The following is a 14,484-nucleotide window of genomic DNA, read 5'->3' as shown; positions in this document are numbered from 1 at the left end:
TTATGCCTCCAATTTTTCTTCTACATTTGGATATTCAATTCTATCATGGTATATTCCAGTTAATACATTTACAAAAGAGTGGATAGTAATTTCAATTTCCTTCAATGTCACATTACATTCATCTAACTGTCCGTCCTTTAGTTTCCCCTGAACTACTTTTCTAACCATATCTTCAATTTTTTCCTTTGTTAAATCCTTCATGCTTCTTACAGCAGTCTCAGAGGAATCAGCCAGCATTACGATTGCTGCCTCTTTGGTCTGAGGCTTCCTGCCTTTATATCTAAAGGCATCTATAGATATATCCATATCTTTATCTAGTTCTTTTGCTTTATAATAAAAATATGCCACAGCTGTATTACCATGATGTTCTTCTATTATATCAATTATTTCCTTAGGCAATTTTTTTTCTTTACCTAAAGCCATTCCATCAATAGTATGAGATGTAATTATAGTGGTACTTTGCATAGGCTGCAATTTATTATGAGGATTTTCCATGCCAAATTGATTTTCTGCAAAGTAATAAGGTCTTATTGTCTTGCCTATATCATGATAGTATGATGCTACTCTAGCTAACAATGGGTTGGCTGATATAGATTCTGCTGCTGCCTCAGAGAGGTTGCCAACTAATATGCTATGATGATACGTTCCAGGAGCTTCTAATAACAATTTTTTTAATAATGGTTGATTAGGATTTGATAATTCAAGTAATTTCAATGTAGTCAAAACTGAGAACGCATTTTCCCATACTGGTAAAGATCCTAAAGTTAAAATTGCAGCTATAATACCATTCAGAAAGCTATATCCCGCTGTTGTAACTGAATCTATTCCTCCTACTCCCTTAGCTAATTTAAAGGATGTTAAAGCCAAAAGATTAATAGCTCCAACAATGAAACCATTAAGCAAAATATTGTATCTTTGTTCTTGTTTAATAGCTATTAATGCAGCAATGCCTCCTGATATCATATACATAGTAATTGTACTAGCATCGAGTCTTAATATAAATCCTAAAAAGAAAGATAGAAACATATTTACTAATAATCCTAGTTTTGGTTCTATTAGCATGGAAATTAATAAGGCGGCTGTCGCTACTGGCATTATATATGGGGAAATTAAATACATTTCTTTGCATATTATTATAGATGATAATATAATAATAAGTAATATTAACAAACGATTATTGTATAGTATTTCATTATTAAATAAATATATATATCCGACGATAATAGACATTCCCAATGATATTAACATAACTGTCCCTATTATCACACCTATTGGAATCTTATTATCTTCCTTTAGTAGTCCAGACTCTCTAATTAACTCTAGTTCTCTTTCACCTATTGTAGTTCCTTGTGATGCTATAATCTCATTTTCTTTTAGGATAACTGTTTCTATTTTTTTCGCTTCTTCCTCTTTTCTCCTATCTGTCTCCGACTTGTCCAAAAATTCATTTGCCTTTATAGTGGCATTCATAAGCAAAAGACCTAGTTGTTTTTCCTCATCTTTCATATCTAAAGACTCAAAAGTTTTTACTAAGTTCTCTTTCTCATATTCAAGTTCTGTTTCTTTAATGCCATTTCCCATTACTTGGTTTATTAAATCCATCAAATTATTCTCAAAATTATTTAAAGATTTATAATCCATTCTAAGGGCAATATAAATTTCCTTAGAGCTTAGCCCAAGTTCTTGTTTCTCATTAAGAAGGTGAGCTTTTTTATTTATGCTGATACTTTCCTGAGCCTTAATATCCCTAGTAGTATCTAAGAAATCCTTAATAGTATTTTTCATGGTCATTTGGACCGATGGAGATATTCTGTATCTTGGCTCTACTTTATTCATTGCATCAATCTTCAATTTTTCAGTAGTATAGATATCTTCCAAATCCTTAGTAGCTCTAATATTAGTAATGGCTATGTCTCCTATTTTTAGATTGAATTTATTTGTCTCCAGTTTATGAATCGTTATAAAAAAAAGGATTGCCGTAAAAATTACAAGCAATAGCCCATTATATAATCTGCGATTTTTTGTTATTGAAAATTTTTTATTATCCATAGGTATTCCTCCCTTATGGCTTATCCATTTATGTTTTCAAATCTGTCATACGCCTCAATTATTTTTTGAACTAAAGGATGTCTAACTATATCATTTTTAGAAAGGTATATAAAATCTATTCCATCTACGCCATTTAATATTTTTGCTATTGTTTTAAGTCCTGATTCCTTCCCTTTTGAAAGATCGATTTGGGTTATATCACCTGTAATTATTGCCTTTGAACCAAATCCAAGCCTTGTTAAAAACATTTTCATTTGTTCATTAGTAGTATTTTGAGCCTCATCTAATATAACATAAGAAGAATCCAATGTCCTTCCCCTCATATAGCCAGTGGTGCTACTTCTATTACACCCTTTTCAATATATCTTGCATAAGACTCTGCCCCTAATATATCAAATAATGCATCGTAGATTGGTCTTAAATATGGGTCTACCTTTTCTTGCAAATCACCGGGTAAAAATCCCAAGCTTTCCCCAGCTTCAACTGCTGGTCTTGTAAGTATTATCCTATTTACCTCTTTATTTTTAAAGGATTGAACTGCCATAGCCATGGCCAAATAGGTTTTTCCTGTACCTGCTGGACCAATCCCAAATACTATATCATTTTTCTTAATAGAGTCCAAGTATCTTTTTTGACCTAAAGTCTTTGGTTTAATACTTTTTCCCGAAACTGTAACACATACCACATCTTTAAGTAGTTCTTTGACATATTCTCCTTGCCCTTCAAGTAAAAGTTGAATTGAATATCTTAAATTTTGTTTATCTAATTTGCCTTGTTTTCTTACTATCTCAATTAAATTATAAATCAGTTTTTGTCCTAAGTCTATAGATACTCTATCACCATATAATTTTATTTCACCATCTCTAATAGCAATATTGATACCTAGTTCTTCTTTCATTATATTAATATTTTCATCAAAATCTCCAAATATTTCTCTAATTATTTCATTGTCTTCAATCATTATGCTATTTTCTTCTATATTGTTTGGCAAATTTAATCCTCCTTATTTTCAATTATTTGCTTTCTTCCTATGTCTTCTATTGTCTCTACTATAACCTGTGTTGTTAATATATTATCATCCACTTGATGTCTTGTAGTCTTTGACTGTATTTGCGCACCTTCTGGCAGTTCCTTATTTATTTCCTTTGTAGCTTGAATTTGAGTAGCTTCTTTCAAGAAATCTATATTTTGTTTTACTTCTTTTATCTCAACTTCTCTATATTCATATTCAACCCTCTTAATAGGAAATTCTATGCCCAATTTATCAAGATTGATTAAATCTTTCTCTACTTCGAATTCTTTATAATTTGAAAAGGGAATACTGCCTTTCATAAACATAATTCCTTTATCTTTAATTTTTATGCCTTTTTGCTTATGAACTTTCCCTGTATATTTTTCCTCATTTTTTATTATAGGTTCTTTAATTATACTACTATATCGTGTTAAGGCTAATACTTCTCCCTCGGCATGAACTAATATATGCTCCTGTGTGTTTTCATTATTTAGTATACCCGTAATAAGAATTTCTCCTTCATTAACTACTCCGCCTTTTTCCACAACAGCTTTGCCATTTTTAGGAATTACCTTTACCACCACACCTTTTTTCTTTGCTACTATATGGCAGGGATATGATTTATCGATTTTCTCCGGTGGCAAATCTTCTTCTTTTACCTCTATAATTAGCTTTGTTCCTTTTATATTTACTGAAATAAATGAAAAATAATCATAATTATCTATTAATATATCCTTTATAGCCTCTTTTTCCATATTAAATTTAAGTTTACCTATAGATATATTGTTACTTTTCAGCAAAGAAATTATCTCTTCCTTTGGCGTTTGTTCATTACCTAATATTTCTACCTTCCAAATAGTAGAAGTTAGTAAAAAAATTGTCATCAAAAACAATAAGAAACCTGCTACCAACATTTTTCTTTCCCTAAGCTTCATTATTACAAAAGGAAATCCTATTTTTTCTTTTATTTCCACTCTGCAGCCTACTTTTTTTACTATTTCCCTGAGTTCCTTAAATCCTCTAATGCTAGATTTCATCTCAAGAACAATGTTGCTATGTCTTTTTATGTCCCATAGATATATATTGTACGTAGCCGCTAAATTTAATAGTCTCTCCAAAGTAAGTCCCTCAACCCTAATAATAACATATCCTTTAAAATAATTCCATATTTTTATAGCTAGCATAATAACACTCCCTAGCTGATTATTTCTATATTTTCAATTGAACCAACAATAATTATTTCTTCAGAAAGTATTGTTTTAATCTCTAATCCCTGACCCGTTATTTTAAAAACACCCGATTTTGTATTTATTCTAATGGTTTCCTGTGTATACTCTATAATCCCTTTGTGATTCAATAATGAAGCCTCAATATTTCCTATAACTGTTAGTCTTGGTAAGTCCATCATAATATCTATGGGCAATTCCAGCGCTTCTGAAATACTGTATTTTACATTCTCTATCTGTCGTTTCATTATCATCCCTCCTATTAATTCTATGCCCTTCATATATGGACTATTCCTACGAAAAAGAAGTCTGTAAAAATTACAGACTTCTCCTTTGATTTTGCAAACTTTTTGGTTCTGATAATATTTCAGAAAATATTATTCCTCTTAGAATATCTTCCCTTAAATTTCTTTCATTATTTTCTATCTTATTTTGTGATGATACTGTTTCTGAATTTTTATTTTCTGAATTTCTATTTCCATTTTCTCTTACTTCCCAAGATATTTCATTTATATCTGCTTTTTTATCATCAGCATTTATATCTGGTCTTTTTTCCTTAATCAAGATATCCTGACGTTGATTAGTCTTTCCTTGTCTTCTTGCTATCTCTTTTTGTCTTTCTTTTTCAACTTCTTCTGCCAATATCTTTCTTAAGTCTGCCATAGGTCTAGAAGGTACAGGTTGTTTGCTTAATTCCTGTGTCCTCCTGTTTTTTGCTTCTTCTATTTTTTTCTTATCTTTAGCAGACTTTAATATTAGATCTATTACTACAATGAATATAAAGAATAATAAAGGACCGGGCATATTATCCCTCCTTACTTCTGTTTCTTATCGTCTTCGGCTATTTTTGATATGGATGATCTCATATCTGTATCTGCCAATATATTTCTCATATTATAATAATCCATGACGCCTAGATTACCTGATTTTAGAGCTGTTGCTAATGCTAATGGCACTTCTGCTTCTGATTCTACTACCTTAGCCCTCATCGCCTGTACCTCAGCCTTCATTTCTTGTTCTTTAGCTACTGCCATAGCTCTTCTTTCTTCTGCCTTTGCCTCAGCAATTCTCTTATCTGCTTCTGCCTGATCCATTAGAAGTTTAGCACCTATATTTCTACCTACATCTACATCTGCTATATCTATAGACAATATTTCAAATGCTGTTCCTGAATCTAAGCCCTTATCAAGTACAGTCTTTGATATGCTATCAGGATTTTCTAATACATCTTTATGGGAATTAGAACTACCTACAGTGGTTACTATCCCCTCACCTACCCTGGCAATGATAGTTTCTTCTCCAGCTCCTCCAACTAGCCTTTCAATATTAGCTCTAACAGTAACTCTTGCTTTTACTACTACTTCAATACCATCCTTAGCCACTGCTGCAATTTGAGGTGTTTCTATTACCTTGGGATTAACTGATACTTGAACTGCTTCTAATACATTTCTACCAGCTAAGTCAATTGCCGCTGCTCTCTCAAATTCTAGTGGAATATTTGCTCTTTGAGCTGCTATTAAAGCATCTACCAAAGTATTTACATTTCCTCCTGCTAAATAATGAGCTTCTAACTCATTGATTTTAATAACTAGACCTGCTTTTGTAGCTTTGATCATTGGATTTACTATTCTAGATGGTGCTACTCTTCTAAGTCTCATACCTATAAGAGTCGACATAGAAATTTTAACTCCTGAGAAAAAAGCTGTAATCCAAAGTCCTACTGGTACAAATGAGAAGAAAAGCATTACAAAAATAATAATAATTAGGGCAAACCCTATTGGTAAATATGGCATATTACAACCTCCTAACAAATATTTTTGAACCTTCTACCCTTACTACTTTTATAGTTGTATCTTTTGGAATAAAACCACCATCTGATAGTGCATCTAGCTTCATTCCTTCTATCTCTATAAACCCAGCAGGGCGAAGTTCTGTTATACTAATTCCTTCTTTATCTATATACTGATTCATAGAATCAACAGATAGATATCCTCTTTCATCCTTATGTTCTGTATCCAAAACGATCTTATTAAGCATTTTGGATTTAAAACCCATCTTTATTAATATTATAGTCACTATAGTAGTTATTATTATAGCTATACTTAAAGAAAATAATGCCACTCCCAATGAATCCATAGCAAGGACTGTACCTACTATTACTAGTATTATACCACTAATTCCAGGAAGTCCAAAGCCTGGCATTATTGCCTCTATGACTAATAGTATCAGACCTGTCACAAACAATACTAAAGATGTCCAATGGGAGTTCCCTGCTAAGATATTTCCTCCAAAGTATAATCCAAAGCCTATTATACTAATTGTGCCTCCGATTCCGAATCCAGGTGTTAATATTTCAATTACTAACCCAACAAATCCTAAAGTCAACAATAAACTACTTATATAAGGATTTGATATATATTTAGCCAGTTTTATTTGAAGACCTTCATCTATCCTTTGTATATTTGCATTATCAAGATTAAAATAATCTAATATCTCCCTATAGCTATCTGTAGACAAATCAGCTATTCCATACTCGACAGCTTCTGATGAAGTTAAATTAACTAATTTACCCCTAGTTACTAAACCTTCAATTTCAATATCTTTATCTGCCATAGCCTCTATAACTTCAGGATTTCTATTTCTATATTGAGCCGTATCTCTTAAGAGACCTCTCCACATAGAAAGTACTTTTTCGGTATTTGGTATTGTTTCAGCAGACCCAATTGTAGCTGAATTAGCCATAACAACTTTTTCTGATGCAATGGTTATCAATACTCCCGCAGATTCTGCCTTGTTATTTACATAGGAAATAGTTGGTATAGATGAGGACATGATTAGAGATTTAATTTTTTCTGCCTCATTAATTAGTCCACCATAGGTATCTATTTCAAATATAATTGCTGCTGGATTTTCTTTAATCAATTTAGACATGGTATTGTTTAAGAAATTATAAGTCGCCTTATTGATTTCACCCTTAATGGGAACAACATATACATCTCCCCCAGCATCTGCATAGCCTATGTTTGATAAAATTAAGACTATTAAAGATATTAGTATAATTACTGCCCTACTTTTTTTCATTTAAGCACCTCCCATAATATGTACTTAAGAGACCATAAATAATTATATTTATATCTCTTTATCTATACTATTACCCATAAATTTGTAAAATAACTAACAAATTTATAAATTCCAAGGCTTTCTCAACACTGGCATATCCCTAAAAAGTTAAGTTTGTAGTAAGATATTAATTATGTCAAAAAACCTGGGAATAAACCCAGGTTAATTAAAAACTTTTTTTATTATTTTATTTACAATATTGCCGTCAGTTCTACCTTTTACCTTTGGCATTACAGCTTTCATAATAATGCTATATCTTTCATAGACGTAGCATTTATTTCTTTTATAGTTTCAATTACAATTTCTTCTACTTCCTCTTCAGAAAGTTGTTTCGGTAGGTATTGTAATAGAATTTCTATTTCTTTTTCTGTTAGTTCAACTAAATCCTGTCGTTGTCCTTTTTTAAATTCCTCGATAGCCATTCTTTTTTCCTTCAATTGCTTCGATATAATGTCTAGTATGGCCTCTTCAGATACTTCTATTCTTTCGTCAACTTCTTTTTGCTTTATTGCTGCCCTTACCATAGTGATAGTATTTTTTCTAATTGTATCCTTGGATTTCATGGAGTCTTTTAAATCCTCCATAAGTTTTTCTTTAAGGGACATTTGTTCACCTTCTCAATTAAAATCTTGAATATTTCTTTCTTCTAGCTTCTTCAGATTTCTTTTTACGCTTTACACTTGGCTTTTCATAGTGTTCTCTCTTTCTAGCTTCACCTAAAATGCCAGCACGTGCACATTGTCTTTTAAATCTTTTTAACGCATTATCAAGAGATTCGTTTTCTCCTACCTTAATTTCTGACATCGACTTCTCCCTCCTCTCTCTACTGCAAGAGTACTTCATACTATCCCCATCAAGGGCTTTGCACTAGACTATTATACATTATAATCTAAAATATTTCAACTAGTATTTAACCCGGCGGCCATAACATTTTTCTTTTTCCTAGTATATGAAAATGAATGTGTTCTACTGTTTGACCTCCGTCTATACCACAGTTGTTAACTATCCTATATCCTGTATCTAACCCTTTATCTTTTGCTATCCTAGATGCTATAAAGAAAACATGACCTATAAGTTCTTTATTATACTCATCTATATGAGCTGCCGACTGTATATGTTCTTTAGGAATTACTAAGAAATGAACAGGAGCTTGAGGATTGATATCTTCAAAAGCCGCTACCTTCTCATCTTCATATATTAAAGTACTAGGTATTTCCCCCTTAACTATCTTGCAAAATAAGCAATCAGTCAATTTATCCACCCCCTTCTTATATACTATCTTATTACATTTCTATATTAAAATCATCTATTTTCCCAATAAAAAATCATCTTTCTTTTCGTTAATTGTCACATCTACTATTTTACCAATCATACTAGTATCTTTATTAGATTTAACTCTAACATAATTTGTAGTATACCCTTCTATATAGCCATCTTCTTTTTTACTTTCCTCTTCAAACAGGACTGACAGTGTAGAATTAATAAGTTTTGAGTTAAACTCTAACATTAACTCCTCTCCTAAAGCTATTAATTTTTCTGACCTAATATTTTTTATATTTCCATCTATCTGATTTTCATATTTAGCTGCTGGAGTTCCCTTTCTAGGAGAATATTTAAAAACATGAATTCTAGAAAAACGTATTTCATTAACAAATTCTAATGTTTCATTAAATTCTTCTTCTGTTTCCCCTGGGAATCCCACTATTATATCTGTTGTAATTCCTGCATTAGGCATATATTTTCTTATGAGATCTACAATATCTCTATACTCATTAGTTGTATATTTTCTATTCATTCTTTTTAATACTGTATCAGAACCAGACTGTAAGGATAGATGAAAATGATCACACACTTTTCCTATTTTTACTATGTTCTTCATAAAATCTTCATCAATTAATGTCGGTTCTAAAGAGCTAAGCCTAATCCTTTCTATCCCATTTACTTCTCCTACTTCTTCTAAAACCTTGTTTAGAGAAGTCTTATCTATATCTTTTCCATAGGACGCTACATGAATTCCTGTCAAAACTACTTCTTTAAATCCTGCATCAGCTAATTTTTTAGTTTCTTTAATAATCTCATCTAGTTCTCTGCTTCTAATAGGACCTCTTGCATATGGAATTATACAATAGGAGCAAAATTGATTACATCCATCCTGTATCTTTATATAAGCTCTTGTTTTAGATTTTATATCATCTATATTTATTGTCTCGAATTTCTTTTGTGTCTTTACATTTCTAACAATATTAATTTTCCCATTCTCTTTTTTTGCTTTTTCGCATAATTCTAAAATTCTACTTCTATCAGTAGTGCCAATTACAACATCTACTCCTTCTATTTTAGATACTTCATCAGGAGATACTTGAGAATAACATCCTACAACTGCTATTACAGCATCCTTATTTAATTTCTTTGCCCTAGATATAAATTGTCTAGATTTTCTATCAGACAAATTTGTAACTGTACAAGTATTTATTACATATATATCAGCTATTTCATCACTATTTACGATAATATAACCATTCTTTTCAAATATTTCTTCCATGGCCTCGGTTTCATATTGATTTACCTTGCATCCCAAGGTGAACATACTTACGGTCTTTTTCCTTCCATAGCGATGAAAAAATTCTTCACCACTAAATGTTATATCTATATTATTCATTTTATCCCTCTCTGTTTCTAGTATAAGTTAAATATAACTTTTCTATTATTTGTAAATAATGTCTTCAATTATATACATAAACAAAAATCTTTTCAAATATTTTTTCTTACATGTATCTTGCCTAATAAACTATCTACATTTAATTATAGCATTTATTTTAATATAATGTATATATTTAAGCAAGTACCAACATTTTTAATAACATTTATGCATTTATTTTCCAATAAATAATATTTATTTTTGCATATAATAATAACGAAGTTATCGTGGAGGTGACAACATTGAAAAAGAATTCTATTTTAATAATTCTTATAGTTGGACTAATTGTATGCATATTTTCTCTAAATTCTACACTCACACTAGCTAATGAATCAAAATGCAATTCATCTACTGGATCAAATGAAGAATTATATCAGGATATTTTTACTACCCTTATTTATCCCTATATAAAAGAAGCAATAGAAGAGTATTATGGTAAACCATATTGTTGTGATCCATGGGATATTAAGATTTTAAATATTGAACGTCAGAGCACAGCATGTTTTATAGTAAAAATTCAAATAATTCCTTATACAGGTGCTCATAATACTGTTGGTATTGATAATATTACCATCAGAATATCAAGTGAAGAAGCCAAAGTAGAAGGCTTTGAACACATTAAAAGTTATGAAATCCCTCCATGGTTAAGATAAAGCTCTAGAGTAATCTAGAGCTTTATCTTATATATAGAATACCGTGTATTATTATTGTTAGAAATTAGTACTTCTGAGCTAGACAACATTTGCTAATCTCAAAACTTTACTACTTTCCTCTAAAAGTTCTGAAGCATACTTCTTAACATTATCTACTTTATCCTCCCAAACCTTTTCATCATTTACATATTCACACTCAAATATTTTTCGTGACATCTCATTAATAATCCTATACGCTGCTACTGAATGTCCATTATCAGGATTAGTATTATCTGCCTCACTAGATATTGTCTTTATTTTTTCAATATCAGGCCAATAGATCAATTCCACTAGCTTGGCTCGATACTCCAAATCAACGGTTGTTATATCTAAATATCTTTTCTTATCATAAGCATGTTGTGCCTCATGCTTCAAAAATGAAATATTGAATTTCTCACTTTCTATATCATATGAACTTCTGACACAACATAAAGTCCCATCTTTACCAACCCAACCGCCAGTTCCTGTTTTCCCAAAAGAAATAAAATCCAACCAACTTCGTGATATAAATCCATCCATCATTATGATTGTATATGGTTCTATACCACTTGGCAGTTCTACTTCATAAGTTACTTTTGTGGAGTTTTTCCAAATATATGGTCCGAAAAATCCTGATGTATATCCACCTAAATATTCATAACCTTCTGCTTTCACTATCTTTTCAATTCTCATTTTCAATATTATCATCCTTTAGCAAATCTGATTTTATTCCACAAAAAATCGTTAATTCTTGTAAGAGCAATTTTTTTGCGTCTTCGTTTGGTATATTCATCCAAAATACATTTCTATAATAATTTTGATAGATTTTGTCTATATCTCCAATAACCTTATTATCTGTTCTTTTATAATATTGTCCATTTTCAAAAATATTAATGTACTTCTGAAACCAATCTTTCTTATCATGAAATTTACTGAGATAACTCACAGCTTCATGTAATTGTCCCTTCCATAAATATGATTTAAATTCCAGCTCATTAAATTTTCTCATAATTTAATCTCTCCTAAATTAAAGTAGCTCACGTGTTAAGCTAGTGTTATAGATACTATAAACTTATTTCACATTTTTTACTATTACGAATTACTTATGTGGACATTATAGAGTATGTATTATATTTACAAAAAACTGATTTTCATTAGATTAAGATCAAAACTTGTATTTATATATCAATATAAGTTAAATTAATATATAGTTGGTGAAAATGTAATCTAAAAATACGGTATAATTCTTTTCTAAATAATACCGTATTTCAATAAAATATTTAATTTTAGTAATCATGATATTTTTAAGATAAATTATAAAAATTGAGATTCTATATCCCCTATGTTCATTAAGCTAATCTTCATCATTTTTTATAATTTCTTTATGACGAATATAAGCATTAGCAAAACATAGAACACCTGTAATTCCATTTATAATAGGATATAAAGTTAGTCCTTCCTTGGATAATTTTACCAAGAAGATAAATGACCACACAACCCCACTAAACAACCATCTCTTTCGATCCTGTTTAAGTTTATTTTTCATAGAATCTCTCCACTTAATTTTTATAGAATATATTCATACTCTTATAAATTGCTTATGTGTATATTATAGCATATATAATAATCACATTTGGTTGAAATGATAAATATAAAAGTATTTATCATTTCAACCTATGCTACTAGAATACTTAAATGAGTATATATATGTTACTAAAAAGGATTTAGAAAGTCCAGCAGGCATAAGTAGGTCAAATGCATATTTTATTTACAGGAATTTATGGATAGAGAAATCATAGAAGGAAAAGGCGAATCTATATCAACTAAATATGTTTTGAAAAAATAAAGAAACCACCTTTTTTATTAAAAGTGGTCTTTGGTCTGCTAAATTCAATTCTATTATACAAGTAATTATATAAGGGGTGTACAAGAATTAAAAGTAGCCATATTTAGGTTTACTTTCCCAAACCCCAGAATATAGAAAGCTACTTTATTCACTAAATAACTCCCATATCTCCCAACTCATAAAGTATTATGGTAGATGCAACAATCCCGGCAGTTTCGGTCCTTAATATTCTAGGTCCTAGTGTTACAATTCTTGCCCCTATTAATTTTAATTTTTCTATTTCCTTAGGCTCAAATCCTCCTTCAGGTCCTATTATTAAATGCATTTTTTTTATTCCGCTGCTTTCCAAACTTCCTTTTATTGTATTTCCTTTTTCATCTTCATAAGGGACTATTATATTGTCCTCGTCTTTTAATATACCCACCATTTCATCAAAAGAAATAATATTTTTTACTTTAGGAAGAATATCTCTTTTGCTTTGTTTTGCAGCTTCATCAGCTATACTATTCCATCGTTCTACCTTAGATTGTTCCTTTTTTATATCTTTTATTTTTACAACTGATCTATGGGTTGCTACAGGATAAAATTCCTTTACTCCTATTTCCGTGCACTTTTGTATAATTAAATCCATCTTGCTACCTTTAGCAAGTCCTTGATATAAAATAATATCAACTGACGATTCATTAACTCCCTTAACTTCATCTATTATTCTTGTAATAATTTTTTCCTTAAATAAAGATTCAATTTCACAGGTATAAGTAATTCCATCTGATGCAATTTCAATTCTTTCCTTAGGTTTGAGCCTTAATACATCCTTTATATGTTTTACATCAGTTCCATTTATCTCTATTATCTCATCAATAACTTGTTCTTTCTCAACAAAAAATCTATGCATAATCTATTCACCTAACTATTAATAGCTATAATACAAGCCCAGCCATTTAGCTTCTTGATATCTAATATTTTAAATCCATTTTCCACTAAAGCATTTTCCACTAATTCAATTTTTTCTACAATAATGCCAGATGTAATAAATATGCCATCTTCCTTTAAATAAGCTTTTAAATCCTTTGTCATTTTTGCAATTATTTCCGCTATTATATTTGAAACTATTATATTGCTTTGCCTTCAACCACGTCTAATAAATTTCCTTCCTTTATTTCGATAATCTTATCTACATCGTTTAGCCTTATATTTTCATTGGATACTTTTACACACAGCTCATCAAGATCTACTGCCACTACCTTTTCAGCTCCTAGTTTTGCTGCAACTATGCTAAGTATTCCACTTCCACATCCAATATCATACACTATATCTCCTTGCTTTACATATTTCTCTAAAGCTTCCGTGCACATCATAGTTGTCTCGTGGGTACCTGTTCCAAAAGCCATACCTGGATCTAATTCGATTAATATATCATTTTCTTCTAAAACATATTCTTCCCAAGAAGGTTTTATTAGGATTCTTTCACCTATCTTAATTGGCTTATAATACTTTTTCCAAGATTCTGCCCAATCATTATCGTCTACCATGCCTATTATAATTTCACTCTCTCCAGTATTTAGTATTGGATCATTTTTTATTCTATTTTTAATTTCTTCAATTTTATTTTCTAAATCATCTGCCTCAGAAAAATATGCCTTAATTATTATTCCATCAAAGTCTTGATTTATTAAACTTGGATCCACAAAATCCCATTTTTCTTTTGATTGAGATAGTTCTATTATGTCCCTTGGGTCTTCTATGGCAAGTCCTGCAGCACCTACATCATATAGAACATTTGATACTAAATCTTCTAATTCTGCAGTAGTTTTTATCTGAACCTCTGTCCACTTCATAAATACACATCCTTTTTTAAAATC

General features: G+C 30.5%; 16 protein-coding genes and 2 pseudogenes. 1 reads left to right on the top strand and 17 read right to left on the bottom strand.

The window, feature by feature from the left end; genetic code table 11:
• From CIW83_RS03570 to mtaB, 11 genes and pseudogenes are all read right to left on the bottom strand, one after another.
• On the bottom strand, positions 1-2,049 hold the full coding sequence (locus tag CIW83_RS03570; protein WP_094899495.1) for an HD family phosphohydrolase: 2,049 nt from the start codon (positions 2,047-2,049) through the stop codon (positions 1-3).
• Positions 2,050-2,069: 20 nt separating this feature from the next.
• Positions 2,070-3,010, bottom strand: a pseudogene (locus CIW83_RS03565) (PhoH family protein).
• A 32-nt stretch (positions 3,011-3,042) separates the two neighbouring features.
• Positions 3,043-4,245, bottom strand: a complete 1,203-nt coding sequence (gene yqfD / locus CIW83_RS03560; RefSeq protein WP_094899493.1) for a sporulation protein YqfD — start codon at positions 4,243-4,245, stop codon at positions 3,043-3,045.
• 11 nt (positions 4,246-4,256) lie between these two features.
• Entirely contained in the window at positions 4,257-4,535 is a 279-nt protein-coding gene (gene yqfC / locus CIW83_RS03555; RefSeq protein ID WP_094899491.1) for a sporulation protein YqfC, read from the bottom strand.
• Between the two features lie 70 nt (positions 4,536-4,605).
• On the bottom strand, positions 4,606-5,091 hold the full coding sequence (locus CIW83_RS03550; protein WP_094899489.1) for a hypothetical protein: 486 nt from the start codon (positions 5,089-5,091) through the stop codon (positions 4,606-4,608).
• A gap of 11 nt (positions 5,092-5,102) precedes the next feature.
• Positions 5,103-6,080 carry a flotillin-like protein FloA gene (gene floA, locus CIW83_RS03545; RefSeq protein ID WP_094899487.1) on the bottom strand — a complete coding sequence of 326 codons (978 nt, stop codon included), beginning with the start codon at positions 6,078-6,080 and terminating at the stop codon, positions 5,103-5,105.
• A gap of 1 nt (position 6,081) precedes the next feature.
• On the bottom strand, positions 6,082-7,368 hold the full coding sequence (locus CIW83_RS03540; protein WP_094899485.1) for a nodulation protein NfeD: 1,287 nt from the start codon (positions 7,366-7,368) through the stop codon (positions 6,082-6,084).
• Positions 7,369-7,569: 201 nt separating this feature from the next.
• A pseudogene (locus CIW83_RS03535) lies at positions 7,570-8,012 on the bottom strand (GatB/YqeY domain-containing protein).
• 16 nt (positions 8,013-8,028) lie between these two features.
• The gene (gene rpsU, locus CIW83_RS03530; RefSeq protein ID WP_094899483.1) at positions 8,029-8,211 is read right to left on the bottom strand and encodes a 30S ribosomal protein S21; all 183 of its coding nucleotides are present in this window, start codon (positions 8,209-8,211) and stop codon (positions 8,029-8,031) included.
• A gap of 106 nt (positions 8,212-8,317) precedes the next feature.
• Entirely contained in the window at positions 8,318-8,659 is a 342-nt protein-coding gene (locus CIW83_RS03525; RefSeq protein WP_094899481.1) for a histidine triad nucleotide-binding protein, read from the bottom strand.
• Positions 8,660-8,713: 54 nt separating this feature from the next.
• A complete protein-coding gene (gene mtaB / locus CIW83_RS03520) occupies positions 8,714-10,066 on the bottom strand; it encodes a tRNA (N(6)-L-threonylcarbamoyladenosine(37)-C(2))-methylthiotransferase MtaB (RefSeq protein WP_094899479.1) in 1,353 nt (450 codons plus the stop codon).
• A 281-nt stretch (positions 10,067-10,347) separates the two neighbouring features.
• On the opposite strand from mtaB, the gene CIW83_RS03515 reads away from it, so the two are divergent.
• Positions 10,348-10,758, top strand: a complete 411-nt coding sequence (locus CIW83_RS03515) for a DUF3888 domain-containing protein (protein WP_158220001.1) — start codon at positions 10,348-10,350, stop codon at positions 10,756-10,758.
• A 78-nt stretch (positions 10,759-10,836) separates the two neighbouring features.
• Here the strand turns inward: CIW83_RS03515 and CIW83_RS03510 are convergent, their stop codons facing one another.
• The 6 genes from CIW83_RS03510 to prmA all read right to left on the bottom strand — a co-directional run bounded on the left by CIW83_RS03510 (position 10,837) and on the right by prmA (position 14,460).
• Positions 10,837-11,475 carry a hypothetical protein gene (locus tag CIW83_RS03510; protein WP_094899476.1) on the bottom strand — a complete coding sequence of 213 codons (639 nt, stop codon included), beginning with the start codon at positions 11,473-11,475 and terminating at the stop codon, positions 10,837-10,839.
• On the bottom strand, positions 11,459-11,785 hold the full coding sequence (locus tag CIW83_RS03505; RefSeq protein ID WP_094899474.1) for a hypothetical protein: 327 nt from the start codon (positions 11,783-11,785) through the stop codon (positions 11,459-11,461). Before CIW83_RS03505 ends, CIW83_RS03510 begins: the two co-directional genes overlap by 17 nt.
• A 345-nt stretch (positions 11,786-12,130) precedes the next feature.
• Positions 12,131-12,322: a hypothetical protein gene (locus CIW83_RS03500; RefSeq protein WP_094899472.1), complete on the bottom strand. Its 192-nt coding sequence runs from the start codon at positions 12,320-12,322 to the stop codon at positions 12,131-12,133.
• A gap of 451 nt (positions 12,323-12,773) precedes the next feature.
• Positions 12,774-13,517 carry a 16S rRNA (uracil(1498)-N(3))-methyltransferase gene (locus tag CIW83_RS03495; protein ID WP_094899470.1) on the bottom strand — a complete coding sequence of 248 codons (744 nt, stop codon included), beginning with the start codon at positions 13,515-13,517 and terminating at the stop codon, positions 12,774-12,776.
• Between the two features lie 11 nt (positions 13,518-13,528).
• On the bottom strand, positions 13,529-13,699 hold the full coding sequence (locus tag CIW83_RS24765; RefSeq protein WP_369819351.1) for a 50S ribosomal protein L11 methyltransferase: 171 nt from the start codon (positions 13,697-13,699) through the stop codon (positions 13,529-13,531).
• A gap of 35 nt (positions 13,700-13,734) precedes the next feature.
• Positions 13,735-14,460: a 50S ribosomal protein L11 methyltransferase gene (prmA, locus tag CIW83_RS03490; RefSeq protein ID WP_369819350.1), complete on the bottom strand. Its 726-nt coding sequence runs from the start codon at positions 14,458-14,460 to the stop codon at positions 13,735-13,737.
• Positions 14,461-14,484: the final 24 nt, after the last annotated feature.

Origin of the sequence: Tissierella sp. P1, from assembly GCF_002266425.1 — a bacterium.
Classification (GTDB): Bacteria; Bacillota; Clostridia; order Tissierellales; family Tissierellaceae; genus Tissierella; species Tissierella carlieri.
This window is presented reverse-complemented; position numbering and strand designations above follow the sequence as displayed.

Bases quoted from the DNA above. Each gene is read 5' to 3' on its own strand.
- floA (WP_094899487.1), bottom strand. From the start codon at position 6,080: ATGCCATATTTACCAATAGGGTTTGCCCTAATTATTATTATTTTTGTA.
- CIW83_RS03570 (WP_094899495.1), bottom strand. From the start codon at position 2,049: ATGGATAATAAAAAATTTTCAATAACAAAAAATCGCAGATTATATAAT.
- prmA (WP_369819350.1), bottom strand. From the start codon at position 14,460: ATGAAGTGGACAGAGGTTCAGATAAAAACTACTGCAGAATTAGAAGAT.
- CIW83_RS03505 (WP_094899474.1), bottom strand. From the start codon at position 11,785: ATGAGAAAATTTAATGAGCTGGAATTTAAATCATATTTATGGAAGGGA.
- mtaB (WP_094899479.1), bottom strand. From the start codon at position 10,066: ATGAATAATATAGATATAACATTTAGTGGTGAAGAATTTTTTCATCGC.
- yqfC (WP_094899491.1), bottom strand. From the start codon at position 4,535: ATGAAACGACAGATAGAGAATGTAAAATACAGTATTTCAGAAGCGCTG.
- yqfD (WP_094899493.1), bottom strand. From the start codon at position 4,245: ATGCTAGCTATAAAAATATGGAATTATTTTAAAGGATATGTTATTATT.
- CIW83_RS24765 (WP_369819351.1), bottom strand. From the start codon at position 13,699: ATGACAAAGGATTTAAAAGCTTATTTAAAGGAAGATGGCATATTTATT.
- CIW83_RS03540 (WP_094899485.1), bottom strand. From the start codon at position 7,368: ATGAAAAAAAGTAGGGCAGTAATTATACTAATATCTTTAATAGTCTTA.
- rpsU (WP_094899483.1), bottom strand. From the start codon at position 8,211: ATGTCAGAAATTAAGGTAGGAGAAAACGAATCTCTTGATAATGCGTTA.
- CIW83_RS03495 (WP_094899470.1), bottom strand. From the start codon at position 13,517: ATGCATAGATTTTTTGTTGAGAAAGAACAAGTTATTGATGAGATAATA.
- CIW83_RS03550 (WP_094899489.1), bottom strand. From the start codon at position 5,091: ATGCCCGGTCCTTTATTATTCTTTATATTCATTGTAGTAATAGATCTA.
- CIW83_RS03500 (WP_094899472.1), bottom strand. From the start codon at position 12,322: ATGAAAAATAAACTTAAACAGGATCGAAAGAGATGGTTGTTTAGTGGG.